Here is a 25,506-nt window from a genome sequence, read left to right as displayed (position 1 = left end):
CTCAGCGCACCTTCAACGTGGCCAGGCCGATCAGCACGAGCACGACCGAGATGATCCAGAAGCGCACGATCACGCGCGGCTCCGGCCAGCCCTTCAGTTCGAAGTGGTGGTGGATCGGTGCCATGCGGAACACGCGCTTGCCGGTCAGCTTGAACGAGGCGACCTGGATCATCACCGACAGCGTTTCGATGACGAACACGCCGCCCATGATCACCAGCACCAGCTCCTGGCGGGTGATCACTGCGATCGTACCCAGCACCGCACCCAGCGCCAGCGCGCCGATGTCGCCCATGAACACCATGGCCGGATAGGTGTTGAACCACAGGAACCCCAGGCCCGCACCGGCGATGGCCGCGCAGATGATGACCAGCTCGCCGGCGCCTGGGATCTGCGGGATCTGCAGGTAGTTGGCGAACACCACGTTGCCCGAGGCATAGGCGAACACGCCCAGCGCGCAGGCAACCAGCACGGTCGGCATGATCGCCAGGCCGTCCAGGCCGTCGGTCAGGTTCACCGCGTTGGAGAAGCCGACGATCCAGAAGTAGGCGATGGCCACGAATCCGATGCCGGCCAGCGGCAGCGCGATCGACTTGAACATCGGGATGTAGAAGGTCAGCGCCGCCGGCACGTCGGCCGTGTAGAACAGGAACAGGCCCGCGGCCAGGCCGAAGATCGACTGCAGCAGGTACTTCCAGCGCGACTTCAGGCCGTTCGGGTCGCGGCGGACGATCTTGATCCAGTCGTCATACCAGCCGATGGCGCCGAAGCACAGCATCACCGCCAGCACCAGCCACACGTAGCGGTTGCGCAGGTCGGCCCACATCAGCACCGACAGGGTGATGGTGAGCAGGATCAGCGAACCGCCCATGGTCGGCGTACCGGCCTTGGAGAAATGGGTCTGCGGACCGTCCTTGCGGATCGGCTGGCCGCCCTTGAACTGGGCAAGCTTGCGGATCATCGCCGGGCCGAGCCACAGCGACAGGAACAGGGCCGTCAACGCGGCAAGGATGGCGCGGAACGTCTGGTAGTTGAACAGCCCGAACAGGCTCTCCAACTGCTGCAACCATCGAGCCAGTTCATACAACATGCGGGGATTCCTCTCCTTGCGCCAGCAGCGCTTTGACAATCGTGTCCATGGCGCTGCCACGGGAACCCTTGACCAGGCAGCGCACGCCGGCGTGCAGCTCGTCCTTCAGCGCCTGCGACAGCGCGTCATGGGTGGCGAAATGACGGCCGCCTTCACCGAAGGCGGTGGCGGCAGCGGCGCTGAGCGGGCCCAGCGCATACAGGCGCTTGAGGCCAGCAGCGCGCGCGCGGAGCCCTGCCTGCGCGTGCAGCGCTTCGGCGTCCGGACCCAGCTCGCGCATGTCGCCCAGCACCAGCCAACCCTCTTCCGGCGCGGCGGCCAGGGCGTCGATGGCCGCGGCCAGCGAACCGGGGTTGGCGTTGTAACTGTCGTCCACCAGCACCGCGCCGTTGCGCAGCTGATGGGCGATCTGGCGGCCCGGTACCGGCTGTGCTTCGGCCAGGCCGGCCGCGATCAGCGCCAGATCGACACCGGCGGCCAGCGCCAGGCTGGCAGCGGCCAGCGCATTGCTGACGTTGTGGCGACCCGGCAGGCCCAGCACCACGCGGGCTTCGCCGCCCGGTGCGACCAGGGTGAACTGGCTGCCCTGCGCGCCGGCGCGGATGTCGCGCGCGGTGATGTCCGCGGTGTGCTCCAGGCCATAGCGCAACACACGGCTGCGCGGCGGGGTGCCGACGAAGTGCTGTTCGAACCAGCGGCCGTAGGCATCGTCGACGTTGATCACGGCCACGCCATCGGCCGGCAGCGCGGCATAGATCGCGCCCTTGGTCACTGCCACGCCGAGCAGGCTGCCCATGCGTTCCAGGTGCGCCGGGGCGATGTTGTTGACCAGCGCATAGCGCGGGCGGGCGATGTCGGTCAGGTAGGCGATGTCACCCGGCTTGCCCGCGCCCATCTCGTAGACAGCGTAGTCGGCATCTTCGGGAGCATCGATCACTGCCAGCGGCAGGCCGATCTCGTTGTTGCGGTTGCCCGGGTTGGCGTAGACCACCTTGTGCGCATGACGGGCCACCTGCTGCAGGATTGCCAGCAGCAGGCTCTTCACGCTGGTCTTGCCGTTGCTGCCGGTGATCGCGAACACCTCGGTATCGCGGTCGCGCTGCATGCCGGTGGCGATCTTCGCCAGCGCCAGCTCGCAGTCGGCCACCAGCACCTGCGGCAGTTCGATCGGCAGCAGGCGCTCGACCAGCAGCGCGCTGGCACCGCGCGCCTGCGCGTCGGCGGCAAAGTCATGGCCATCGAAACGCTCGCCGCGCAGCGCCACATACAGGCTGCCCGGGCCGAGGCTGCGGGTGTCATTGCTGACCGCATCGATGGCCACGTCATCGCCATGGATCTCGCCGCCGGCCCAGTGCGCGATCAGCGAAAGCAGGGTGCGCTTCATGCGATGCCCTCCCCGGCCTGGGCCGCCAGCACACCGGCCTTGGCGGCCAACGCAGCGGCGGCCACTTCGGTGTCGTCGAAGTCATGGCGCACGCCATTCACTTCCTGGTACGGCTCGTGGCCCTTGCCAGCGATCAGGATGATGTCGCCGGCACCGGCACGCTTCACCGCCAGGCCGATCGCACGCGCGCGGCTGCGTTGCACGGTCACGGCGGAGGCATCGGTGAAGCCGGCCAGGATGTCGGCCACGATCACGTCGCCATCTTCGCCACGCGGATTGTCGTCGGTGACGATGACCTGGTTGGCCAAGCGCTCGGCAATCGCGGCCATCTGCGGGCGCTTGCCGGTATCACGCTCGCCACCGCAGCCGAACACACAGAACAGCGTGCCCTGCAGGTGGCCGTGCAGGCTGTCCAGCGCCTGTTCCAGTGCGTCCGGGGTATGTGCGTAATCGACCACCACGGTCGGCAGGCCGTCTTCGCCGCCCAGGCGGTTCATGCGGCCACGGATCGGCTGCAGCGCCGACAACACCTCGGCAATGCGCGGCAGCGGCTGGCCCTGCGCGTGCAGGGTGCCGGCCACGGCCAGCAGGTTGTCCACGTTGAAGCGGCCCAGCAGCGGCGACTGCACCGCCGCGCGCTGGCCGTCGATGACCAGTTCGAAGGCAATGCCACGGCCGTCCAGCTGCAGCGCCTCGGCGCGCACGCTGGCATCGGTGGCGCCGCGCGAGCTCAGGCCGATCGGTTGCACGCCCGCCGGGAGGCCGGCGAACAGCTGGCGACCGAACGCGTCGTCAAGATTGATCACCGCGGCCTTCAGTCCCGGGCGATGGAACAGCCGTGCCTTGGCCGCGCCGTAGCTGGCCATGTCGCCGTGGTAGTCCAGATGGTCGCGGGTGAGATTGGTAAACACCGCCACGTCGTAGTGCACCGCATCCACGCGGCCCTGGTCCAGCGCGTGCGAGCTGACTTCCATCGCTACCGCGCGCGCACCGGCATCACGCAGCTGCGCCAGCAGCGCATGCATCTGCAGCACCAGCGGCGTAGTGAAACCGGTCGGCTCAACCGAACCATAAAGTCCGGCGCCCAACGTGCCGATACTGCCACTGGGCGTTCCGAGCAGGTGCCAGGCCTGGGCCAGCAGCTGCACGGTGGAGGTCTTGCCGTTGGTGCCGGTCACGCCCACCATCGCCATCGCCCGCGACGGTGCGCCATGGAACTGGTCGGCCATCGCACCCATGCGCGCGCGCAGGCCCGGCACAGCGATCGCATCGTCCGGTGCCGGCAGTTCGACCGGTGCCGGCGGTTCGAACAGGATGGCGCCAGCGCCGGCCGCACGGGCCTGCTCGACAAAGCCCAGGCCATGCGCGCCGAAACCGGCGATGGCGACGAAGGCATTGCCGGGGCGCACGGCGCGGCTGTCCAGCACCAGGCCGGTCAGAACGGGATCGTGGCCCGCCAGGGCCACATCCGGAAGCAACTGCGAAAGCAACATCGAAGGACTCATTGCGTGCCTCCCGTAGCGGGCGGCGTCTGGGCTTGCGCGCTGGGCAGCGCAGCGTCGAATTCAGCGGCGGCATCCACCGGCAGCGCGGCCTCGGCCGGCGGCGCGGGCAGGATCGAGGCCGAATGGCCGACCTTGCCGGACTGCTGTGCGGCCAGCCACGACTGCAGGTCGTCCAGCGGCACGTCCATCAGGCGCAGGGTGCCTTCCATCACGTTGTGGTAGACCGGCGCCGACACCAGGCCGCCGTAGAACTTGCCGGCCTGCGGGTCGTTGATGACGATGACGGTGGCGAAGCGCGGATTGGTGGCCGGCACCACGCCGGCGAACAGCGCGTTGTAATGGCCGCGCTCGTAACCACCCGGGCCGGTCTTGCGCGCGGTACCGGTCTTGCCGGCCACGCGGTAACCCAGCACCGCCGCCTGCTTGGCGCCGCCCTGGGTGACCACTGTTTCCATCATCGCCACCACCTGCTTGGCGACGTTCTCGTCGATGATCTGATGCGCTTCGTTGCGCTGGCCTTTGACGAAGGTCGGCGCGATCAACTTGCCGCCATTGGCCAGCGCCGAGTAGGCGGTGGCGATCTGCAGCGGCGTCACGTTCAGGCCGTAGCCGTAGGACATGGTGGTCTTGGTGGCACCGTCCCAGTTGGCCGGGCGCCGCACCACACCACCGGATTCACCCGGGAAGCCGCTGTGCGGCACCGAGCCATAGCCAAAGCGGCGCACGCCGTCATAGAACACCTGGTCCGGCATCTTCGCCGCGACCTTGGCCGCGCCGATGTTGGAACTGCGGGTGATCACACCAGTCACGTTCAATACGCCGTTGTTGCGCGGCACGTCGCGGATGGTGAAGCGCGCCACCTGCATGTAGCCCGGATTGGTGTCGATGACGGTGTCCTTGGTCACCGCACCGGCCTGCAATGCGGTGGCGATGGTCAGCGGCTTCATCGTCGAACCCGGCTCGACCAGGTCGGTCACCGCACGGTTACGGCGGGTATCAGGAGCCGCACCACCCACCGAATTCGGGTTGTAGGTCGGCAAGTTGACCATGGCCAGGATCTCGCCGGTGGTCACATCCATGATCACCATCGAACCGCCTGCTGCCTTGTTGGCCACCAGCGCGTTGCGCAGTTCCTTGAACGCCAGGTACTGGATGCGGCGGTCGATGCTGAGGGTCAGGTCCTTGCCCGGTTCGGCGGCGCGCAGCAGATCGCTTTCGACGGTTTCGCCCTTGCGGTTGCGGATCACCCGCTTGGCACCGGCCTTGCCGCGCAGCCATTCGTCGAACGCCAGCTCCAGGCCTTCCTGGCCGCGGTCGTCGATGTTGGTGAAGCCCAGCACGTGCGCCATCGCCTCACCCTGCGGGTAGAAGCGGCGGAACTCGCGCTGCGCGGCCACGCCCGGAATCTTCAGCGCGACCACCTTCTCTGCCTCGTCCGGATTGATCCGGCGGCGCAGGTACATGAATTCCTTGTCCGACTTCTGCGACAGGCGGCTGCTCAGTTCATCCACCGACATGCCGACCGCCTGGGCCAGCTCAGGGATGCGCTCAGGCGAACGCAGCAGGTCCTGCGGGTTGACCCAGATCGAAGCGACCGGGGTCGACACCGCCAGCGGCTCGCCGTTGCGGTCGGTGATCATGCCGCGCGAGGTCTTGATCGGCAGCTCGCGCAGGTAGCGGGCCTCACCCTGGCGCTGGTAGAAGTCGCTGTTGATGATCTGCACGTAGGCCGCACGGCCCACCAGCGACACCGAGCACAGGCCGAGCGCCAGGGCAACCCAACGCAGGCGCTGGCGCAGGTTGAAGGCGTTGCGGGGGCGGTTGCGGCCGGTCTTGCTCATGGGCGCACCACCACGATGTCGGCGGCCTCGGGGAACTTCATGCCGAGCTTCTCGCGGGCGATGCGATCCACACGGTTGGCTTCGGCCAGGGTGGCCTGTTCCAGCTGCAGGCGGCCGAATTCCAGATTGATGTCATCGCGCTTGCGCTCAGCGCGCGACAGCTCGATGAACGTCTGCCGGTGACGGTGACGCACGAACACGACGCCGATCGCCGAGGCCACGGTCGAGGCCAACAGGATGATCAGCAGCAGCCGGCTCATGCATCAGCCTCCCGCTTCTGGGCCACGCGCAGCACGGCGCTGCGGGCACGCGGGTTGGCCGCCAGTTCTTCGTCGGTGGCCTTGATGGCACCGCCGATCAGATCCAGCGTCGGTACGAACACCTCCGCCTCGGGCAGGCGGCGGTTGGCCGGCGGCGCCTTGGCCAGGCGGTTCATGTACTGCTTGACGATGCGGTCTTCCAGCGAGTGGAAGCTGATGATCGCCAGGCGGCCGCCGGGCTTCAGCCGTTCCACGGCCGCATCAAGCCCGGCTTCCAGGTCGGCCAGCTCGCGGTTGATGTGGATGCGGATGGCCTGGAAGCTGCGCGTGGCCGGGTGGATCTTGTCTTTTCCGCGCGGCATCACCGAGGCGATCAACTCGGCCAGTTCGGCGGTACGGGAGAACGGCTGCTTCTCGCGGCGGGCCACGATGGCGCGCGCGATACGGCGGCTCTGGCGCTCTTCGCCGTAGGTCCACAGCACATCGGCAATCTCGCGCTCTTCAACGCGGTTGATCCATTGTGCGGCGCTTTCACCGTTGTCCGGATCCATGCGCATGTCCAGCGGGCCGTCCTTGCCGAAGCTGAAGCCACGTTCGGCCACGTCCAGCTGCGGCGACGACACGCCCAGGTCGAACAGGACGCCGTCCAGGCCTTCAGCCGTCGCATCCCACTGCAGCAGCTGGGCGAAGCTGCCACGGAAGATGGACACGCGCGGGTCCGGCGCGAAATCGCGCTCGGCTACGGCGATGGCTTCCGGATCCTTGTCCATGACCAGCAGGCGCCCCTCGGGACCGAGCTGGGTGAGCACGCCACGTGCATGACCGCCACGACCGAACGTGCCATCCAGATAACGTCCGTTTTCGATCACCCTCAGGCCTTCAAGGACCTGGGTGTACAGGACCGGCAGGTGCACCGCCGGCGACTGCGACACCGGAAGGTGACCGGCCTGCGCTTCTGGGCGCATCCGGGCACCCCGGCTCACAACTTCAGGTCGAGCAACCCATCACCCAGATCCTCGTCAGACAATGTCTGCTGGATCAGGGCCCGATGCGCCTGCTCGCTCCACAATTCGAACTTGTCGCCCATACCGAGCAATACCGCCTTCTTCTCAATGCCCACCGCACCGCGGTGGCTGGCGGGGATGCTGATGCGACCGTTGCCGTCCAGCTCAAGATGGGCGGCCGAGCCGACCAGCTTCTGCTGCAACAGGCGCACGACGCGCTGGGTGTTGGGCTTGGACATCACGTCGTCGCGGACCCGCTCCCATTCCGACTCTGCATACAGCCACAGGCAGCCGGCTTCGAACGGGTTGTAGGTCAGCACGAGACGGTTGTTGCTGGCGCGCGCGACGAGGTCGCGGTAAGCGGTGGGAACCGCCATGCGCCCTTTATCGTCAACTGTGATGGCCGTCTCGCCCTGGAACACGACGCGTGCACCTATCCTTCGCCCGGTGAAACATTGAACCACGAAAACCCACAAAACACCCGGATTTCCCTCTGATGCCCACCTTAGCAGCGGCCGAAGGGTTGTCAACAACTTTTCAGCGGGGAAATCGCCAGCCACATCAATGGCTTGCAACAACCTTTAGAGAATTGTTCAAGGCTTATCCACAAGTTGCTGATCCGTCTCAATTTTTGAGATTGAACGGAAGTTCAGGGCTGTGGACAGCGCGTGAAACATCAGCCGCGCATTCATCCCAAACGGGCCGGAAGCGGCGCCAGACTGCGCAAACCGTGCACAATGAGGCCATGTGCCTGCTCGCTCTTGGCTGGATGCACCACCCCCGCTGGCGGCTGGTGATGACCGGCAACCGTGATGAGTTCCACGCCCGCCCGACGGCGGCGCTGGCCCCCTGGCAAGATGAGACCTTCGTCATCGGGGGGCGCGACCTGCGCTCCGGTGGTGGCTGGGCCGGCGTCGGTGCCGCAGGCCGGATGGCAGTGGTCACCAATGTGCGTGATCCGCTGGCCTCGCAGACCGGTCCTTCACGGGGCGCGCTGGTGGCCGACTTCCTGCGCGGCCGCGACCCGGCCGCCGTGCATATCGACCGACTGGCAACCGTGGCCGGCGCCTACGCGCCGTTCAACCTGTTGCTGGCCGACGGCCACAGCCTGGAGTTCCTGGGCAACCACCCCGCCGAGCGGCAGCGCCTGGGCCCGGGCGTGCATGGCATGTCCAACGGTGCGCTGGACGCGCCCTGGCCGAAGACCCGGCGGCTGATGGCGGCCCTTGAAGCCTGGCTGCAGGAAGACCGGGTCAGATCCCTTTCGCAAAGCGAAAAGGATCTGACCCCGGACCTGACCCCGCTCTGGGCCGCCCTGGCCGACGAACATCGCCCCGCCGACAGCGACCTGCCCGACACCGGCATCGGCCTGGAACGCGAGCGCTGGCTGAGCCCCGCCTTCATCCGCGGCGACGACTACGGCACCCGCGCCAGCACCGTGCTGCTGATCGACGCCGACGGCCACGGCCAGATCCACGAGCGCCGCTTTGGCCCACAGGGCGCAGCCAACGGACAGAGTCACGTCATTTTCTGACCGGGTCGTGCCGGCCGCTGGCCGGAATCTCTCTCCAGCAGGGGTATTGCCTACCGTTGGCCGGAATCTCTCTCCAGCAGGGGTATTGCCTACCGTTGGCCGGAATCTCTTTCCAGCAGGGTAGTGCCGGCCGCTGGCCGGCAACCTCCGGATCTTCGGGCAGGCCACGCCGCTGCCGGCCAGCGGCCGGCACGACCCGTCACTGCGATCCAAGGCTGCCAACGTCATTCAGCTTCCCGACGCAGCGCCTTTCCGCCCGCGCCACAGGGCCTGCGTTGCCGCAGCCACCCCACTGTGCCCTTTTTGCACTTGGCACTGTGTCTATAAATGCCGCCCGCAACCTCCCAAGGTGGTCATGCCCGGCACCATGCCGCGCGATCCACATCCACATGGAGGCCCCATGCGCCGCACCCTCATCCTGCTCGCCACCCATCTGCTCACTCTCGGCCTCGGCTTCGGCCTGGGCGTCTACTTCCTGCCGATCCTGATCGCTCCTGATGATCCGCCCGCGGCACAGGTGCAGGCCGCCATGAACGACGCCACCCATCACACCACGTTCCGCCGCGACCTCAAGGGCAGCGACGCGGTGCACTGGGCGGAAGGCAAGGTCAGCGTCAGCGCACGCCAGGTGGCCTTCGACGGCAAGATGGGACCCGGCCCGGACTACAAGGTCTACCTGGTCCGCGATTTCGTCGACAACAAGGCAGACTTCCTGAAGATCAAGGCGCAGGCCCGGCGCATCGGCGAGGTGAAGACCTTCAACCGTTTCCTGGTCGATGTACCCGATGACGTCAACGTGGACGACTACACCACCGTGGTGGTGTGGTGCGAACGCTTCTCGCAGTTTATTTCCGCGGGCCAGTACCGTACGCCGGGCTGACGAACGCGCGACGTCGAGGTAGTGCCGGCCGCTGGCCGGCACTCTGTCCGCCCTGCAGGCATCGTGAAGCTGCCGGCCAGCGGCCGGCACTACCGATGCGCGGTTCACGCATATGGAAGAAAGAGGCGGAGCCGGCCGATAAGCCGGGTTCTGTCGTGGACAGTCATTCCTCTAGGCGTTACGTCACCGCAACGCTCAAGCAACCTACCCGGATCCAACGCGGGCCGCGCCAAAGGATCCCTATTTGGTCTTGCTCCAGGTGGGGTTTGCCGTGCCGGTCTGTTGCCAGACTCGCGGTGCGCTCTTACCGCACCATTTCACCCTTACCGGCCTTCCGAAGAAGACGTAGGCGGTATCTTTCTGTTGCACTTTCCGTCGGCTTGCGCCGCCCAGGCGTTACCTGGCACCTTGCCCTATGGAGCCCGGACTTTCCTCGGCACCCCCGAAGGGGTGACGCGACTGTCTGGCCGGCTCCGCCAGTGCACATTCTAGCCTACGCACGCCCTTCCTGCCGTGCTGATCGCGGCGTCCGGTTCATCCATCCACGCATGGCGTGGATCTACCGACTCCGCTGCTCTGGAGGGTGCGGATTCCGCGTTGGTGGGTGCGGACCTTGGTCCGCACCATTCACTCGCCGCAGCCAACGATGTTCCTTTTTGTCGGTCGATATTCAAAACACCCGACATTATGGAACAATGCCGTCATGGGAAACGCCGAGGCCAAGGCACGAAAGCTATTGCGACGCGCAGGCACCCTGCGCGCCCGCGAACTGGTGACTGCCGGGATCGCCCGCGCCCAACTGACCCGCCTGGTCGAGGCAGGCGCACTGATCCGGCTGTCCCGTGGCGTCTACGCGTTGGCGGAAAGAAAGAGCGACGACACCGATGATGGACTGCGGATCATTGCAGAACGCCTGCCACACCCCCGTCTATGCCTGCTGAGTGCCCTGCGCCTGCATGGCCTGACCACCCAGGCACCATTCGAACGCTGGGTCTCCATCGGCAACAGCGACCGCGTTCCGCGGATCAACTGGCCGCCCCTCCGTGTGGTCCGCATGTCGGCAACGACCCTCAATGCGGGGCTGGAAGAACGTCGCGTAGGCGGACGTCTCATATACGTCAGCAACGTAGCCAAAACCGTCGTCGATTGCTTCAAGTTCCGCAATCTCGTAGGGCTTGATGTCGCACTTGAAGCCCTGCGTGACGCGCTTCACGGCCGTGCAACCACGCCGGATGCGTTGATGGAGTATGCGCGGATCTGCCGCGTTGCCAGACTGATGAGACCGTACCTCGATGCCCTGGCTTGATCCCCTCTCCAACACCTCCCCACCGCGTTGCTTCCATCCGGCAACGGCTGCTCGATCTCGCACGCAAGCGGGGTGAGGACTTTCAGTTCGTGCTGGACAGGTTCGCCGTTGAGCGCCTGCTCTACCGGCTCTCCGCTTCTCGATACCGCAACCAGTTCCTGCTGAAGGGTGCCATGCTGTTCGCAGTGTGGTTCGACGCGCCGCACCGCCCTACACGGGATGCCGATTTCCTGGGATCCGGCAGCGCTGAGCCCGATCGCCTGCTACATATCGCACTTTCGCTCTGTGGAATGCCCGGGGACGACGGCCTGCGCTTCGATCCAGGCAGCATCGTCATCGAGGCCATACGTGAAGAAGCCATGTACGAGGGGCTGCGCATGCGCCTGATCGCACATCTGGGTCGCGCACGCTGCCATGTGCAGTGGGACGTCGGGTTTGGCGACGCGGTGATCACCCCGCCGCCGGAAATCACCTATCCGGTGATTCTGGAGGGATTCCCTCAAGCCTGCCTGCGCGTCTATCCACGCGAAACCGTGTTTGCCGAAAAGCTCGAGGCTATAGCGGCACCGGGCATCGCTAACAGCAGGATGAAGGACTTCTTCGACTTGCTGGCACTGATCCGCGAAGACGCCATGGATCGCCCGCACCTTGTTGCGGCCATTGGCGCGACGTTTGATCGACGAAGGACCCCGGCGCCAACGCCCCTGCCCTACGGACTGACTCAGTCATTCGCCGCAGATACCCAGAAGCAGACCCAGTGGCGCGCCTTCCTGCGCAGGAATCGCCTGATCGCGCCGGACCTCTCTTCGGTGATTGCCGAGATTGCCAACTATCTGGACACCCTCGACACACCCGTACAGTCCTGACGCCGCAAGGCCTGGCGCTATCGGTCCGCCCGGGTAGACGCGGACCTTGGCGCGGCCCGTTCATCCACGCATGGCGTGGATCTACCGACTCCGCTGCTCTGGTGGGTGCGGATTCCGCTCTGGTGGGTGCGGACCTTGGTCCGCACGATCCATCAACTCCCGTACAACGCCTTGCGCGGTGCGCCGGTCAGCTCGGCAGCCAGTTTGGCGGCAGTCGACGGCGGCAGATGCTCGCTCAGCGTGGCGTAGACGCGACGGCCATGCGCCAGTTGCGCTTCTTCGTCATCACCCGCGCCCTGCACCATCACCACGAACTCGCCCTTGCGCTGGTTCTCGTCGGCTTCCACCTTCGCCAGCAGGCCGGCCAGGTCACCATCGAGCACGGTCTCGAACAGCTTGGTCAGCTCGCGGGCCAACACCGCCGGGCGCTCACCGCCGAAGATCGCCGCCATGTCGGCCAGCGATTCGGCGATGCGGTGCGAGGATTCGTAGAACACCATGGTGCGTACTTCACCGGCCAGCGCCTGCAGGCGGTCGCGGCGGCCGCTGGCCTTGGCCGGCAGGAAACCCTCGAAACTGAAACGGTCGCTGGGCAGGCCGGCCACGCTCAGCGCAGCGATGGCGGCACAGGCGCCGGGAATCGGACTGACCTTGATGCCCGCCGCGCGCGCAGCACGCACCAGGCGGAAACCGGGATCACTGACCAGCGGGGTGCCGGCATCACTGACCAGCGCCAGCGATTCACCGGCTTGCAGGCGCGAGACCAGGCGCTGGGCCAGGGCCTCTTCATTGTGTTCGTGCAGGGCCACCAACGGCTGCTGGATGCCGAAATGGGACAGCAGCTGGCCACTGCGGCGGGTGTCTTCGGCACAGATGGCCGCCACCGACCGCAGCACCTCCTGCGCGCGCGGGCTCAGATCGGCCAGGTTGCCGATCGGGGTGGCGACGACGTACAGGGTTGGCACACTCATTTCAGCGGTACTCACGGGGCAAGGGTAGAATCGTAGCGTGTACCCGGCCAAGGCCGCTGCCCTCATCGCATGGACCCGATCATGAACAAGCCCGCCGCACGGATCTCCGCCCTGTCGTTGTCGCTGATGCTGCTGGCCGGTTGTGCCACCACCAGCCTGACCAGCACGCCCGATTCGCCGGCCCAGAGCCAGGCGCTGGCGCTGATCGAACAGGGCAAGCCACGCGACGCCGCGCTGCAGCTGGAAGCCCTGGCCGCCACCCTGCGCGGCGGCGCTCGCAGCAACGCGCTGGCCGACGCGGCCTGGGCCTGGCACCTGGCCGGTGACAGTGCGCGCGCGCGCAGCCTGCTGGGCCAGCTCACCGCCCGCCAGCTGTCCGGCGCCAGCCTGCAGCGCTACCAGCTGACCGGCGCCGAGCTGGCACTGGCCGACAAGCAGCCGGCGCAGGCCCTGGCCCTGCTGAAGGACCACGGCGACAACGTGCTGCCGGCGCTGCGTACGCGCTGGTATCTGGCCCGCGCCAACGCGCTGCAGGGCACCGGCGATGCCTTCGGCGCCGCCACCGAACGTGCACGCGCCCATGCCAGCCTGACCGGCAGTGCGCGCAGCGAGAACCAGGCCGCCATCTCCGGCCTGCTCGGTACCCTCGACGACGCCACTTTGCGCAGCCGTGCCGCTGCCCTGCCGGCCAACGATCCTCTGTACAACTTCGCCGGCCGTGCGCTGATCGCGCGCGGCCTGCCGCTGCCGCGCCCGTTCGACCGCGATGGCGCGGCCCAGTTTGATACCAGCAAGCGTCCGCCGGCGATGAGCGACGGCTACCGGCCGCCGGCCAAGCTGGCCGTGCTGCTGCCGCTCAGCGGCCGCCTGGCCACCGCCGCGCAGCCGGTGCGCGACGGCCTGTTGAGCGCCTACTACGGTGAAAGCCGTCGCCGCCCGGACATCAATTTCTTCGACACCGCTGGCACCCCGGCTGGTGCCCTCGCCGCCTACGACAAGGCCGTCGCCTCCGGTGCCGACTTCGTGGTCGGCCCGCTGGGCCGCGACGAAGTGGACGCCGTGTACGGCCGCCAGCAGCTGCAGGTACCGGTGCTGGCCCTGAACCGCGGCAAGGATGCACCGCCGGCCGGCAGCGCTGGTTTCTCGCTGGCACCGGAAGACGACGGCATCGTCGCCGCCGAGTACCTGCGTGGCCGCGAGCGCAACCGCGCGCTGGTGATCAGCAGCAACGACGACACCGGCCGCCGTTCCGCCGCCGCCTTTGCCCAGCGCTTCGCACAGCGCGGCGGCCAGGTGGTGGCCACGGTCAATGTCAGCGAAGCCGTCGGCGATGTCGGCGCGCAGGTGCGCAATGCCGGTCAGGTCGATGCCGTGTTCCTCGCCGTGCGCGCCCCGCAGGCCCGGCTGCTGGCGCCGCAGCTGGCGTTGGCCGGTGCCGGTGGCGCGACCCGCGTCGGCACCTCGCAGCTGACCGTCGGCAGCGGCAAGGTGGAAGAAGACGTGGCGCTGGACGGCATCGTCTACCCGAACGAAGCCTGGAATGTGCGCAGCGTGTCCGGCCTGCCCTCGGCCAGCCAGGTGGCCAGCGCGCTGCCCAGCGCTCGCGGCGCCGCTGGCCGCCTGTTCGCTTTCGGTGCCGATGCCTGGAAGATCACCGCCTATCTGGACAAGCTGTCCAACGAGGGCGGCCTGGACGGTGCCACCGGCACCCTGTTCCTGGACAGCAACGGCAACATCCTGCGCCAGCCGGCATGGTCCACCTTCAATGGCGGCCGGCCGATGCCGATCGTCGGTGGTCGCTGAGCGCAGCCAACGTGGCTCGGCGGTGGAAGCCGCCGCCGAGCAGCACCTGCAACAGGCCGGACTGCAGCCGCGTGCGCGCAACGTGCGCTATCGCGGCGGTGAACTGGACCTGGTGATGGACGACGCCGGCACCGTGGTGTTCGTGGAAGTGCGCTATCGCGCGCGATCGGATTTCGGTGGCGGCGCCGCTTCGGTGGATGCGCGCAAATGCCGGCGCCTGGCCCATGCCGCGCAACTGTACCTGCAGGACAACCCGGCGCTGGCCAATGCACCCTGCCGTTTTGATGTGGTTGAAGCCAGTGGTGAACCACCGCAGCTGCGGTGGCTGCGTGATGCGTTCCGGCTGGATGACTGCTGATGGTTACCGTCCGCTCTGGTAGAGGCCGACTTTGGTCGGCGCTTCTGTGCCAACCAAGGTTGGCACCTACCAGAGCGCAGCCTGGCCGGCACGACCACGGTGCGTGACTGATGCCTTCGATCATCACCCATGCCGCTGTGCCGTTGGCGCTCTGGTGCGCCGCTGACCGTGGCCGCATCCCGCCGCGCCTGCTGGCGGCCGGTGTGATCGCTGCGATGCTGCCCGATGCCGACGTGCTGGCCTTTGCACTGCATATTCCCTACGCCGATGCGTTCGGACATCGTGGTGCCAGCCATTCGTTGCTGTTTGCGTTCGTGCTGGCGGCGGTGGCCGCGGTATTGGCGTTCTTTGGTAGCGGCCGACCTTGGTCGGCGCCCCGCAACTCCGGTAGTCGCCGACCTTGGTCGGCGCTTCTGTGCCAACCAAGGTTGGCACCTACCGAAGAGGCAATGGCACGCTCTGGTAGCGGCCGACCTTGGTCGGCGCCACACAGCTCCGGTAGTCGCCGACCTTGGTCGGCGGTTTCGTGCCAACCGAGGTTGGCACCTACCAAGGCAGGGCCAACGGTGGCATCGACCCTACAAGCGGCGGTGTTCGTCTTCGTCTGCGCCGCCAGCCATCCGTTGCTGGATGCGATGACCTCCGGCGGCCTCGGCGTCGCTCTGGCCTGGCCATGGAGCGAGCAGCGCTTCTTCGCGCCGTGGCGACCCATCCGCGTTTCACCCTTCGCGCCACAGTTCTTCAGCGCGCGTGGCGTGGCCACCCTGCTCTCTGAACTGCGCTGGGTGTGGCTGCCACTGGCTACCGCCGTTGTTGCCTGGAAACTGATCCAACCCGCTCCTGCTGCCCCACGAGATCCGTCATGAGTCCTGCCCTGCCTGCTGCACTGGTTGCCGAACTGTCCGCCCTGCTGGGCGCGGAGGGCTGGCGCATGGATGACGGCGCGCTGGAGGCGAACGCGCAGGACAACTCATGGCGTCACCAGCGCCCGGCGGCGGTGGCGCTGCCAGCCGACATCGAACAGGTGCAGGCTTTGGTGCGGGCCTGCCGTGCGCATGGCGTGGCCTTGGTCGCACGTGGCGCTGGTACCGGCACCACCGGCGCGGCGGTGCCGCTGCCCGGCAGTATCGTGCTGTCGTTCACCCGCATGGACCGCATCGTCGAGATCCGCGCCGGTGACCGTTGCGCGGTGGTGCAACCGGGCGTGCTCAACGGCGCCCTGCAGCAGGCGCTGGCCCCGCATGGCCTGTTCTGGGCGCCGGACCCCTCCAGCGCCGAGATCTGCAGCATCGGCGGCAACCTGGCCTGCAATGCCGGCGGCCCGCGCGCGGTGAAGTACGGCACCAGCCGCGACAACGTGCTGGGCCTGGTTGCCGTTACCGGCACCGGCGACGTGATCCGCTGCGGCGGTGCCTACACCAAGGACGCCACCGGCTATGACCTCACGCATCTGCTGGTGGGCAGCGAAGGCACGCTGGCACTGATCGTAGAAGCCACGCTCAAACTGACCCCGTTGCCAGTCAGCCAGGCCGGCCTGCGTGTGCTGTACCGCGATGCCGATACCGCCGCTGCGGCGGTATCGCGGCTGATGTCGCAGCCGGTGGTGCCGACCCGCCTGGAGTTCATGGACGCACGCAGCCTGGAGCTGCTGCGGCTGAATGGTGCCGACGTGCCGGAGGCCGGTGCGATGCTGCTGGTCGAAGCCGATGGTGACCACGACACCCTGCCCTACCTGCTGCAGGCACTGGCCAGCGCCGCAGAGGGCGACGGCATGATCGAACTGGATGTGGCGATGGAAGGTCGTGCACGCGATCAACTGTGGGCCGCACGCAAAGCGTTGTCGCCCGCACTGCGCAGCGTCGCGCCGGGCAAGATCAACGAAGACGTGGTGGTACCGGTGTCGCGCATTCCGGAACTGGTGGCCGGCGTGCAGGCACTGGCACGTGACTACGCACTCACCATCGTCACCTTCGGCCATGCCGGCAACGGCAACCTGCACGTCAACATCCTCTACCACCCGGATGATGCCGACGAGAACGCGCGCGCGCATGCCGCGCTGCCAAAGATCTTCGAGCTGACGCTGGCGTTGGGCGGCACGCTGTCGGGAGAACACGGCATTGGCCTGGCCAAGCGAGATTTCATGGCGAAGGCCTTCACCGCAGAAACGCTGGCGACGATGCGAGCGATCAAGGCCGCGCTGGACCCGGACGGCATCCTCAACCCCGGCAAGGTGCTGCCGCCGGTGTAGTGCCACTGCCAATGTGTTGACGACGACCCGCAGGAGCCCTCCCCAGCTGGAGGCGTCGCACTGTGCCCGCTACGGACCTTCACGCTGCCAGCCGTCAACTGAAGCTCCATCCGGTGTCCAGTGTGCTTTGCAACTTGTTGCATGGGAAAACTGCTCCTTTGCCAGGAACATATCGCCAACAGCACCACACAGCTCTGACCCACGCCCGTCGTGAGCGCCAGCTGCCTGGTCCAGCGAGCCTGCAGTGACAGCACCATCGGCATCTCTGTGAGCCGTTGGCAACCGCCGAACGGGTTGGGTCGAAGCAACAGCGCCCACGCCCTGCGAACAAGGATGCCGAGATGTACAAGCCTCTCTATCCCCATGTCATCACCACTCTTGGCGAAGCCGCTGCGCGCCTGCCACATGACCTCGCGCCGATCCTGGAGCAGGCCCTGGCCGCGGTCAACGATGCGCGGTCGCTGGCAACGGTCACGTGTGAGTCCTGCCTGCAGCAGCGTCGCGGCAGGCAGCCGCAGGCTGACTGAGTACTGGGTGTGCAGTTGCAGGCAGCTTAGCGACATTTGCAGAGCCGAGCCCATGCTCGGCTGCCATGGGGCACATCGCGATGAAAGCCGCGCTTCGCGCGTGAGCCGAGCGTAGGCTCGGCTCTGCAGCGTCGATGTCATCCAGCAACCGCGCACCGATACGGCAGCACCCGGTCATGCCCGGCGGTTTCAGTCGCGTGGCAGCGCCGGGCCATGCCCGGCGTCATCAATCAGACGAAGTGCTGGTATCCGCCGTCGGCGGCTTCGCCATCCACATGCACGCCCTGCCCTTCGGCAATGCGACCGATGCGGGTGAGCGGCACGTCCAGCGATTCGGCCAGGTAGTGCAGCGCGTCGCGCTGGTCGGCGGCGGCGGTGAAGCACAGTTCGTAGTCGTCGCCACCGCGCAGTGCGCAGTCGCGCGCGCCATCGCGGCCGAGCAGCTCACGCAGCGCGTGGGAGATCGGCAACGAATCGGCATCGACATGTGCGGCCACGTTGCTGCGCGTGGTGATGTGACCCAGATCGGCCAGCAGGCCATCGGATACATCCACCGCCGCGTGCGCGAACGCACGCAGGCGCAGGCCCAGGGTCACACGCGGCGTCGGCCGCAGCAGGCGCAGGCGCAGGCTTTCGTAGTCGGCCAGCAGCGTGGCGGTGGCGATGCTCAGCGCAGCTTGCTGCCACAGGCGCAGCGCACCGGCGGCATCGCCGAGCGTGCCGCTCACCCAGATGTCATCGCCCACCTGCGCGCGGTCGCGACGCAGCGCCTGGCCACGTCCCACCTGGCCCATCGCGGTCACCGACAGCGACAACGGACCACGCGTGGTGTCACCGCCGATCAACGCGATGTCGTGCTGATCGGCCAGGGCGAAAAAGCCATCGGCGAACGCATCGATCCAGTCTTCGGAGGCTTCCGGCAGCGACAACGCCAGCGTGCACCACGCCGGGCGCGCGCCCATCGCAGCCAGGTCCGACAGGTTGACCGCCAGGGTCTTCCAGCCGATGTCGAAGGCCGGGGTTTCCACCGGGAAGTGCACGCCGCTGTTGAGCGTGTCGGCAGTGACCACCAGTTGCTCATTGGCACGCGGCTGCAGCAGCGCAGCGTCGTCGCCGATGCCGAGCAGGATGTCGTCGCGCTCGAGGGTGCGGGCGCGGATGCGGTCAATGAGGGCGAATTCGGCCAGGGACATGGGGCGCTCCCGCTGTTGTACGTGCCGCGCAGGGCGCGGTGGGCGGTAGTGCCGGCCGCTGGCCGGCAACCTCAGGATCCCTGCAGCTGCCGGCCAGCGGCCGGCACTACCACAGGTGGGTCAGTGACCCGATTCGACCTTGCGCCATTCCACGGCGGCACGATCCAGCACGCCGTTGACGTAGGTATGGCCATGCTCGGAACCGAAGCGCTTGGCCGATTCGATGGCTTCGTTGATCACCACGCGGTACGGCACGTCCAGGCGGTAGCGCAGCTCGTAGGCGGCCAGGCGCAGCACCGCGCGTTCGATCGCGTCCACTTCTTCGATGCCACGGTCCAGGTACGGGCCGAGCGCTTCGTCGATGTCGCGGCGGTTGTCGAGCACGCCGTGCAGCAGCGCTTCGAAGTACGCCAGGTCGGCGATTTCGCGGGCCTGCTCGTGGGCGAACTGGGCGATCAGCGACTGGGCGTTGCCGCCGGAGATCTGCCAGGCGTAGATGGCCTGCACGGCACGACGGCGGGCGCGCGAGCGCAGCACCGGATCGACGCCATCACGGCGGACGGGTTTACCGGAGGGCTTGCCCTGGGTGTTCTTGTTCATGGCAGCTGCTCCAGAAGATTGACCATTTCCAATGCGGCGAGTGCGACTTCCTCGCCCTTGTTGCCGTGGCTGCCGCCTGCGCGGGCCTCGGCGTCTTCAACGCGTTCCACCGCCAGCACGCCGTTCAGCACCGGCACGCCGAAGTCCAGCTGCACGCGCATCAGGCCTTCGGCGCAGCGATCGGCCACGTGCTCGTAGTGGCGGGTATCGCCACGGATCACGCAGCCCAGGGTAAGGATGGCGGCGTGTTCGTGGGCGGCGGCCAGGCGCGCGGCCACCAGCGGCAGTTCCCAGGCACCCGGCACGCGGATCACGTCGATGTTGGCTTCGGTGATGCCGTTGCCAGCCAGGCTCTGGCGGGCGCCAGCGACCAGCGTGTCGGTGATGCGGGCGTTCCAGCGGCTGGCCAGGATGGCGAAGCGCGCCGATTCGGGAGTGCGAAGATCGCCTTCGAAGTGGCTCATATGCGGCTTGGGGGACTCGATAAGGGGGTAATTCTAGCGTGGATGGGCCCCGGCCGTGGCCGATGGGGGCCCGGTGGGTGCCGACCAACGGTCGCCACCCACCGGTAGTGCCGGCCGCTGGCCGGCAATCACGGGGACTGCGGTTGCCGGCAAGCGGCCGGCACCACCCATTACAGGGTCACCGTCTCCACCACTTCCAGGCCGTACCCGGCCAGGCCGATCTGGCGGCGCGGGGTGCCCAGTACGCGCAGCTTGCCCAGGCCCAGGTCGGACAGGATCTGTGCGCCAGCACCATTGCGGCGCCACTGGCTCACGTCCTTGTCCTTGCCCGGTACCACCGGCGCCGGCTGCTGCCGCAGGCGGGCCAGCAGGGCCTCGCCGTCGCGCGGGGCCGACAGCACCACCATCACGCCGGCGCCTTCGGCATCGATCGCGCGCAGGGCATCGGTGGCAGCCACGCCGAAGTCATCGCGGCGCCAGTGCAGCAGGTCGGCCAGCGGGTTTTCCACCTGCACGCGGACCAGGGTCGGGGTGTCCGCATCCGGGGTGCCGCGCACCAGGGCGAAATGCACGTCGTGGGCGATGCGATCGCGGTAGGTGACCAGCTTGAACGGGCCGAACTCGGTCTCGATCTCGCGCTCGTCCACACGCTCGACGGTCTTTTCGGTGGCCAGGCGGTAGGCGATCAGGTCGGCGATGGAGCCCATCTTCAGACCGTGCTCGCGGGCGAACACTTCCAGTTCCGGGCGGCGTGCCATGCTGCCATCCGGGTTCAGGATCTCCACCAGCACGCCGGCCGGTTCCAGCCCGGCCAGCATGGCCAGGTCCACGGCGGCTTCGGTGTGGCCGGCGCGGGTCAGCACGCCGCCCGGCTGGGCGATCAGCGGGAAGATGTGGCCCGGCTGGTGCAGGTCCGACGGCTTGGCGTTGGGCTTCACCGCGGTACGGATGGTGTGCGCGCGGTCATGCGCCGAGATGCCGGTGGTGACGCCCTCGGCGGCCTCGATGCTGACCGTGAAATTGGTCTGGAACTGCGCGGTATTGGCCTGCACCATCGGCGCCAGGCCGAGATCGGCGGCGCGGGTACGGTTCAGCGGCAGGCACACCAGGCCACGGCCATGGGTGACCATGAAGTTGATGTCGCTGGCCTTGACCAGCTCGGCGGCCATGATCAGGTCGCCTTCGTTCTCGCGGTCTTCGTCATCGACGATGACGACCATGCGGCCCAGGCGGATGTCTTCCAGGATTTCCGGAATCGGGGCGAAGTTCATGCTGCATCTCCATGCGGGTGCTGGCCGTTGGCCGGCACGCTGATCAGGCGTTCGACGTAGCGGGCGACCAGATCGATTTCAAGATTGACCGCGCTGCCCACGCCTGCGGCGGAGAAGGCGGTGTTGGCCACCGTGTGCGGGATCAGGGCGACTTCAAAACCTTCATCGTCCACTTCGTTGACGGTGAGGCTGACGCCGTCCACGCAGATCGAGCCCTTCTTGGCGATGTAGCGGCGCAGCGAGGCCGGCGCTGCGAAACGCCAACGCTGGGCACGCGCGTCTTCGTGGATGGACAGCACCTGGCCGAGGCCGTCGACGTGGCCGCTGACCAGATGGCCGCCGAGGCGGTCGGTCGGGCGCATCGCGCGTTCCAGGTTGATGACCGCACCCTCGCCCAGCTGGCCCAGCGTAGTCAGGCCCAGGGTCTCGGTGGAGGCATCGGCCTGGAAGCTGCTGGCGTCGAATGCGATGACGGTGAGGCAGACGCCGTTGATGGCAATGCTCTCGCCCATCTGCACGTTGTCGAACGGCAGAGTCCCGACATTGAAGGTGAAGCGGACATCGCCGCCAATGGATTCGCGTGCGGCCAGACGGCCGACGCCTTCGATGATTCCAGTAAACAAGTAACGTTCTCCGCGAAAAGTGAGCGAAAAACGCCGCAAGGCAAACAGGCGCACGCAGGGCATGAGCCCTGTGGCACCGTCTTCTTTCATCCGGACTATGACCGTCGGCTCCGGCATTGGACCGGATCTGCTGACCCCCGGCCGTGGGCCGGGGCGCTCGCGGGCTCGTGCTTGCGCACCTACCGCCGGTGGGGAATTGCACCCCGCCCTGAAGACGTTTGTGTACCGGCGAACCGGCGTGGCTAGTGTACCAGCCCGTGCTGAACGGGGTCGGATGCCACAGCTGTGACGGCCGTCGCTCGCAATTTGTAAAACTTTCATTAAAATTCTGCCCCGGACGACATGAGGTCGCCACGGGCAGCCCGCTGGGCATGCCCGCCAAAGGACTGAAATTCACAGGAATTCCCATGCGCAAGATGCTGATCGTGGCCGCCCTGCTGGCCACCGCCCCGCTTTCGGCTTCGGCCGACGCCCTGAGCTACACCTACGTTGAAGGCGGTTGGACGCAGGTCAAGGTTGACGACAACGCACTGGACGACCCGAAGGTCGACGGCGGCTACCTGCGTGGCTCTGTGGCCATCGCCGAACAGGTCTACGTGTTCGGTGGCTGGTCGCGCACCAGCAAGACCTATCACTACAGCGACGGTTCGCTGAAGGTTGAACTGAATCAGCCGGAGCTGGGCATCGGCTACCACATGCCGTGGACCGACCGCGTCGACTTCACCGCCGACATCGCCTGGGTGCGCCAGAACGCTGAGCTGACCGATCGTTATGACGGCTACAGCGACCGCTACAAGGACCACACCAACCTGGCCCGCGCCACCATGGGCATCCGCGGCAAGCCGTCGCGCATGACCGAAGCCTGGGCCAAGGCCGGTTACATGGACGGCGGCAACAACTACAAGGGCACCTGGGTCGGCACCATCGGTGGCCAGATCAACTTCACCAGGACCTGGGGGCTGGTGGGCGAGATCTCCGGCTACCGCGACGTCACCCAGTACTCGGCCGGCGTCCGCGCCAGCTTCTGATCCAGCGATCGCTCCTCGTCGTGCGATCGAACGGGCCCCGCAAGGGGCCCGTTTTTTTGGCCGGCATACACGACCTCGTGACCCCATCGCGCCATCGAAAGTCCACGCAGATGCGCTAGGCTTGCGCGCCTCTGGAACAGGAAAACACCGTCATGAAGACCCCCACCCGTACTCTGCTGGCCAGCATGCTGCTGTGCGCCCCGCTGATCGCCACGGCCGCCCCGGCCACGCTGTCGCCCGAACAGGCGTTCGACCTGTATGCACGCACCCTGCTGGAAGACGACGCGACCGCCACGCGCGCGCTCAACGACGCACTGAAACCGGCATTCGAAGGCCAGGACGCTGTAACCCCGAATCCAGGTGCGCTGGCCAAGGCACTGGCCGAACCCTGGCAGACCGTACTGGCCAGCACCGGCGCCAAGGTAGACGCTGCAGCCACCGAAGCGCTGTATGCCAAAGCGCTGCGTGATTCGAAGTGCCGCGCGACCAAGAGCGTGATCGAAGACAACGAATACGTTGAAGACCAGAAGCTGGCGCGGATCACCTACAGCTGCCAGCTGCCCGACCTGGGCAAGGTGCGCCCGCTGTTCGCCGCCAGCCTCGCATCCGATGCCAGCCCGGCCTCGCGCAAGCAGTTCACCGATGCCTACACCCAGGCGCTGCAGAGTGGCGCGCGCGTGCCGGTCAGCGGCACCTTCACCCTGTACCCGGCCAAGGACAACGGCTACTGGTACAGCGGCAATTTCGATGACCTGGTGGGCACCGTGGCCGGTGCGCTGGCACCGTTCGAGGACTGGATGCAGGATGCGCAGGCGGCCAACGCGCCGAAGGTGACCGGCGTACCGGGCTGCGACCTGCTGCTGCAGCAGCATCGTGGCTGCGTGGCGAAGATCGCACCGGACCAGATCAGCGGCGTGGACGCCATGGCCGAGGAGCTGAAGGCCAAGGCACAGGTGCAGTCGGCCGATGAGATGACGCAGGAGTGCAAGGCACTGCGCCCGATCGCCGAGATGATGTGGACCGACGAGTGCGCGTGAGCCGCGTGTAGAGCCGAGCCCACGCTCGGCTCATTGTCGCCGACGACGAGGGCGGCCGCACTTTCAGAACCGTTGCATGGCCCTGCGTGGCCTGCATGGTCAATGCTGTTGCCCTCTTCCATCGGGGCAACCGCATGAAACACCGCACGACGTCGACCATGGTCATGTTGCTGACGCTGCTGGCGCTTGTGGCGTGCGGGCAAGCCAAAGCTCCCAAGTCCAGGATTACGACCTTCTCGGTCATCCCAGCGGTTGCCTTCGAGTCAACCCTGCTGAGCGACCGGCAGCTGGATGCGTGGATGAGCGAAGACGACGACTGTCACGCGTTCCTGATGTACCACGATCAGTGTGCCCTGTTGGTATTGCCGCATGAGTACGACGACGGGTTTACCCGTCACCAGTTGCGATTGAAGGCGAAGAACCTGCCGGGCGAGGCACTGGGCGCGTACTGCCGCAACCTGCATGCGCTGTGGAAGCAGCAATGGAAGGGCCAGTGCCCCGTCGGCGAAGAAGACGACGAGGAAGCCTGACGACAAGGGCATCGCCCCTGCTTCGCGTCATTCCCTCACGGGCGCAGCAGCAGCCTGATGTCCTCACCGACCTGACGCTGGTCAACCACGCGCAGGCGGCGCTGCTGGTCCATGGCATCGATGCCGAGGCCGGCCAGCAGCGGGCGACCGGTATCGCCCAGCAGCGTGGGAGCTTGATAGAGCAGAAGCTCATCGACCCAGCCGCCGCGCAGCAGTGCCCCAGCCAGGGTCGCGCCGGCTTCGGTATGCACTTCGTTGATGCCGCGCTCGGCCAGCAGTGCCAGCACCGCGCCCAGATCCAACCGCCCATCAACACTGGGCACGCTGGCGAATTCGGCATCGGCCGCATCCGGTGCACTCACCGCTGCATCGTGCAGGTACAGCGTCGGTGCCCCGCCCTCGCGCACACGGCTGCACTCCAGTGAGCGCAGGCGCGAATCCAGCACCACGCGCAGTGGCGGCATCACCTCGGCATCAGCCAGGCGCACGGTCAGCATCGGGTCGTCGGCCAGCACGGTTTCGGCGCCGGTCAGGATCGCACCTGCGCGCGCGCGCCAGTGCTGCACGTCTTCGCGCGCGGCCGGCCCGGTGATCCACTTGGAGCTGCCATCGGCCATCGCGGTACGGCCATCGAGGCTGGCGGCCAGCTTCACCCGCAGCCACGGCCGGTTGCGCTCCACACGCGACAGGAAGCCCTTGTTGAGCTCACGTGCCTGCGTCGCCATCAGCCCTTCAGCGACTTCGATGCCCGCATTGCGCAGCAGATCGAAGCCACCACCATCGACCTTCGGGAACGGATCGCGCATCGCGGCAACGACGCGCGACACACCCGCTTCGATCAAGGCCAGCGCACACGGCGGTGTGCGCCCGTAGTGCGCACAAGGCTCCAGGGTGACGTAGGCGGTGGCACCGCGCGCCTCGCTTCCTGCCTCGCGCAGCGCGAACACTTCGGCGTGCGGTCCACCGGCACGCTGGTGCCAGCCCTGCCCGACCACACGTTCGCCGTGGGCGATCACGCAGCCCACCATCGGGTTGGGGCGGGTGGTGTAGGCGGCACGCTCGGCCAAGCGCAGTGCGTTGGCCATGTGCAGGTGGTCGAGAACGGAGAACGGGGTGATCATGCGGCCATGGTAACGCCGCCGGTGCCGGTGTAGATCCACGCCATGCGTGGATGGGCGCCACTGTG

Annotated in this window: 26 protein-coding genes, 1 other RNA gene and 1 riboswitch; of the genes, 12 read left to right on the top strand and 15 right to left on the bottom strand. The window is 67.1% G+C overall.

Features of this window, described 5'->3' with window-relative positions; translation table 11 throughout:
• Position 1 precedes the first annotated feature (1 nt).
• Genes mraY through ACZK3J_RS03150 form a run of 7 tightly spaced genes read right to left on the bottom strand, consistent with a single transcriptional unit; the run spans position 2 to position 7,458 of the window.
• Positions 2 to 1,087: a phospho-N-acetylmuramoyl-pentapeptide-transferase gene (mraY, locus tag ACZK3J_RS03180; protein ID WP_010481929.1), complete on the bottom strand. Its 1,086-nt coding sequence runs from the start codon at positions 1,085 to 1,087 to the stop codon at positions 2 to 4.
• On the bottom strand, positions 1,077 to 2,471 hold the full coding sequence (locus tag ACZK3J_RS03175; protein WP_049399808.1) for a UDP-N-acetylmuramoyl-tripeptide--D-alanyl-D-alanine ligase: 1,395 nt from the start codon (positions 2,469 to 2,471) through the stop codon (positions 1,077 to 1,079). Before ACZK3J_RS03175 ends, mraY begins: the two co-directional genes overlap by 11 nt.
• Positions 2,468 to 3,976 (bottom strand): UDP-N-acetylmuramoyl-L-alanyl-D-glutamate--2,6-diaminopimelate ligase, encoded by a 1,509-nt coding sequence (locus ACZK3J_RS03170; protein ID WP_100437881.1) that lies wholly within the window; start codon positions 3,974 to 3,976, stop codon positions 2,468 to 2,470. The genes ACZK3J_RS03175 and ACZK3J_RS03170 overlap by 4 nt, the downstream gene beginning before the upstream one ends.
• A complete protein-coding gene (locus ACZK3J_RS03165) occupies positions 3,973 to 5,817 on the bottom strand; it encodes a peptidoglycan D,D-transpeptidase FtsI family protein (protein WP_100437880.1) in 1,845 nt (614 codons plus the stop codon). Before ACZK3J_RS03165 ends, ACZK3J_RS03170 begins: the two co-directional genes overlap by 4 nt.
• Complete coding sequence (gene ftsL, locus ACZK3J_RS03160; RefSeq protein ID WP_005412242.1) at positions 5,814 to 6,077, bottom strand: cell division protein FtsL; 264 nt, start codon at positions 6,075 to 6,077, stop codon at positions 5,814 to 5,816. Before ftsL ends, ACZK3J_RS03165 begins: the two co-directional genes overlap by 4 nt.
• The gene (gene rsmH / locus ACZK3J_RS03155; RefSeq protein ID WP_049425020.1) at positions 6,074 to 7,042 is read right to left on the bottom strand and encodes a 16S rRNA (cytosine(1402)-N(4))-methyltransferase RsmH; all 969 of its coding nucleotides are present in this window, start codon (positions 7,040 to 7,042) and stop codon (positions 6,074 to 6,076) included. Before rsmH ends, ftsL begins: the two co-directional genes overlap by 4 nt.
• A 14-nt stretch (positions 7,043 to 7,056) precedes the next feature.
• The gene (locus ACZK3J_RS03150) at positions 7,057 to 7,458 is read right to left on the bottom strand and encodes a division/cell wall cluster transcriptional repressor MraZ (RefSeq protein WP_008266948.1); all 402 of its coding nucleotides are present in this window, start codon (positions 7,456 to 7,458) and stop codon (positions 7,057 to 7,059) included.
• A gap of 368 nt (positions 7,459 to 7,826) precedes the next feature.
• On the opposite strand from ACZK3J_RS03150, the gene ACZK3J_RS03145 reads away from it, so the two are divergent.
• Positions 7,827 to 8,615: an NRDE family protein gene (locus ACZK3J_RS03145; protein WP_100437879.1), complete on the top strand. Its 789-nt coding sequence runs from the start codon at positions 7,827 to 7,829 to the stop codon at positions 8,613 to 8,615.
• 400 nt (positions 8,616 to 9,015) lie between these two features.
• Positions 9,016 to 9,495, top strand: coding sequence for a DM13 domain-containing protein (locus ACZK3J_RS03140; RefSeq protein WP_049461627.1), 480 nt, complete (start codon positions 9,016 to 9,018; stop codon positions 9,493 to 9,495).
• A gap of 123 nt (positions 9,496 to 9,618) precedes the next feature.
• On the opposite strand, the gene rnpB is transcribed toward ACZK3J_RS03140, so the two are convergent.
• Positions 9,619 to 9,970: RNase P RNA component class A (gene rnpB, locus ACZK3J_RS03135), an RNA gene on the bottom strand.
• 171 nt (positions 9,971 to 10,141) lie between these two features.
• Here rnpB and ACZK3J_RS03130 point away from each other — a divergent pair.
• Positions 10,142 to 10,801 carry a type IV toxin-antitoxin system AbiEi family antitoxin domain-containing protein gene (locus ACZK3J_RS03130; RefSeq protein ID WP_238380439.1) on the top strand — a complete coding sequence of 220 codons (660 nt, stop codon included), beginning with the start codon at positions 10,142 to 10,144 and terminating at the stop codon, positions 10,799 to 10,801.
• Positions 10,798 to 11,667 carry a nucleotidyl transferase AbiEii/AbiGii toxin family protein gene (locus ACZK3J_RS03125; protein WP_197655351.1) on the top strand — a complete coding sequence of 290 codons (870 nt, stop codon included), beginning with the start codon at positions 10,798 to 10,800 and terminating at the stop codon, positions 11,665 to 11,667. The genes ACZK3J_RS03130 and ACZK3J_RS03125 overlap by 4 nt, the downstream gene beginning before the upstream one ends.
• 152 nt (positions 11,668 to 11,819) lie before the next feature.
• Here the strand turns inward: ACZK3J_RS03125 and rsmI are convergent, their stop codons facing one another.
• Complete coding sequence (gene rsmI / locus ACZK3J_RS03120; RefSeq protein WP_100437876.1) at positions 11,820 to 12,638, bottom strand: 16S rRNA (cytidine(1402)-2'-O)-methyltransferase; 819 nt, start codon at positions 12,636 to 12,638, stop codon at positions 11,820 to 11,822.
• A gap of 81 nt (positions 12,639 to 12,719) precedes the next feature.
• Here rsmI and ACZK3J_RS03115 point away from each other — a divergent pair, with 81 nt between their 5' ends.
• The 5 genes from ACZK3J_RS03115 (at position 12,720) to ACZK3J_RS03095 (ending at position 17,574) form a co-directional block, all read left to right on the top strand.
• A complete protein-coding gene (locus ACZK3J_RS03115) occupies positions 12,720 to 14,441 on the top strand; it encodes a penicillin-binding protein activator (RefSeq protein WP_285301872.1) in 1,722 nt (573 codons plus the stop codon).
• Positions 14,431 to 14,799 (top strand): YraN family protein, encoded by a 369-nt coding sequence (locus tag ACZK3J_RS03110; RefSeq protein ID WP_041864472.1) that lies wholly within the window; start codon positions 14,431 to 14,433, stop codon positions 14,797 to 14,799. Before ACZK3J_RS03115 ends, ACZK3J_RS03110 begins: the two co-directional genes overlap by 11 nt.
• 110 nt (positions 14,800 to 14,909) lie before the next feature.
• Positions 14,910 to 15,665 (top strand): metal-dependent hydrolase, encoded by a 756-nt coding sequence (locus ACZK3J_RS03105; RefSeq protein WP_478476414.1) that lies wholly within the window; start codon positions 14,910 to 14,912, stop codon positions 15,663 to 15,665.
• Positions 15,662 to 17,047, top strand: a complete 1,386-nt coding sequence (locus ACZK3J_RS03100) for an FAD-binding oxidoreductase (RefSeq protein ID WP_134952080.1) — start codon at positions 15,662 to 15,664, stop codon at positions 17,045 to 17,047. The genes ACZK3J_RS03105 and ACZK3J_RS03100 overlap by 4 nt, the downstream gene beginning before the upstream one ends.
• A 341-nt stretch (positions 17,048 to 17,388) precedes the next feature.
• The gene (locus tag ACZK3J_RS03095) at positions 17,389 to 17,574 is read left to right on the top strand and encodes a hypothetical protein (protein WP_032128040.1); all 186 of its coding nucleotides are present in this window, start codon (positions 17,389 to 17,391) and stop codon (positions 17,572 to 17,574) included.
• Positions 17,575 to 17,804: 230 nt separating this feature from the next.
• On the opposite strand, the gene thiL is transcribed toward ACZK3J_RS03095, so the two are convergent.
• The 5 genes from thiL to ACZK3J_RS03070 form a co-directional block, all read right to left on the bottom strand.
• The gene (thiL, locus tag ACZK3J_RS03090; RefSeq protein WP_080355242.1) at positions 17,805 to 18,767 is read right to left on the bottom strand and encodes a thiamine-phosphate kinase; all 963 of its coding nucleotides are present in this window, start codon (positions 18,765 to 18,767) and stop codon (positions 17,805 to 17,807) included.
• Positions 18,768 to 18,887: 120 nt separating this feature from the next.
• A complete protein-coding gene (gene nusB, locus ACZK3J_RS03085; RefSeq protein ID WP_005408062.1) occupies positions 18,888 to 19,367 on the bottom strand; it encodes a transcription antitermination factor NusB in 480 nt (159 codons plus the stop codon).
• Entirely contained in the window at positions 19,364 to 19,831 is a 468-nt protein-coding gene (gene ribH / locus ACZK3J_RS03080) for a 6,7-dimethyl-8-ribityllumazine synthase (RefSeq protein ID WP_005408061.1), read from the bottom strand. Before ribH ends, nusB begins: the two co-directional genes overlap by 4 nt.
• Positions 19,832 to 20,001: 170 nt before the next feature.
• Complete coding sequence (gene ribB / locus ACZK3J_RS03075; RefSeq protein ID WP_478476413.1) at positions 20,002 to 21,102, bottom strand: 3,4-dihydroxy-2-butanone-4-phosphate synthase; 1,101 nt, start codon at positions 21,100 to 21,102, stop codon at positions 20,002 to 20,004.
• Positions 21,099 to 21,725, bottom strand: a complete 627-nt coding sequence (locus ACZK3J_RS03070) for a riboflavin synthase (RefSeq protein ID WP_121504934.1) — start codon at positions 21,723 to 21,725, stop codon at positions 21,099 to 21,101. The genes ribB and ACZK3J_RS03070 overlap by 4 nt, the downstream gene beginning before the upstream one ends.
• 74 nt (positions 21,726 to 21,799) lie before the next feature.
• Positions 21,800 to 21,945, bottom strand: a riboswitch (FMN riboswitch).
• Positions 21,946 to 22,132: 187 nt separating this feature from the next.
• Here ACZK3J_RS03070 and ACZK3J_RS03065 point away from each other — a divergent pair.
• The 3 genes from ACZK3J_RS03065 (at position 22,133) to ACZK3J_RS03055 (ending at position 24,320) form a co-directional block, all read left to right on the top strand.
• Positions 22,133 to 22,753: a hypothetical protein gene (locus ACZK3J_RS03065; protein ID WP_121504866.1), complete on the top strand. Its 621-nt coding sequence runs from the start codon at positions 22,133 to 22,135 to the stop codon at positions 22,751 to 22,753.
• A 152-nt stretch (positions 22,754 to 22,905) separates the two neighbouring features.
• Positions 22,906 to 23,790 (top strand): hypothetical protein, encoded by an 885-nt coding sequence (locus ACZK3J_RS03060; RefSeq protein WP_100437871.1) that lies wholly within the window; start codon positions 22,906 to 22,908, stop codon positions 23,788 to 23,790.
• Between the two features lie 134 nt (positions 23,791 to 23,924).
• Complete coding sequence (locus ACZK3J_RS03055) at positions 23,925 to 24,320, top strand: hypothetical protein (protein ID WP_478476412.1); 396 nt, start codon at positions 23,925 to 23,927, stop codon at positions 24,318 to 24,320.
• Positions 24,321 to 24,355: 35 nt separating this feature from the next.
• Here ACZK3J_RS03055 and ribD read toward each other — a convergent pair whose 3' ends face one another.
• On the bottom strand, positions 24,356 to 25,441 hold the full coding sequence (ribD, locus tag ACZK3J_RS03050; protein ID WP_100437870.1) for a bifunctional diaminohydroxyphosphoribosylaminopyrimidine deaminase/5-amino-6-(5-phosphoribosylamino)uracil reductase RibD: 1,086 nt from the start codon (positions 25,439 to 25,441) through the stop codon (positions 24,356 to 24,358).
• Between the last annotated feature and the right edge of the window lie 65 nt (positions 25,442 to 25,506).

The sequence above is a fragment of the Stenotrophomonas sp. 86428_Sma genome (genome assembly GCF_056481585.1).
Note: the sequence above shows the minus strand (reverse complement) of the source record. Positions and strands in the feature narration are given on the sequence as shown.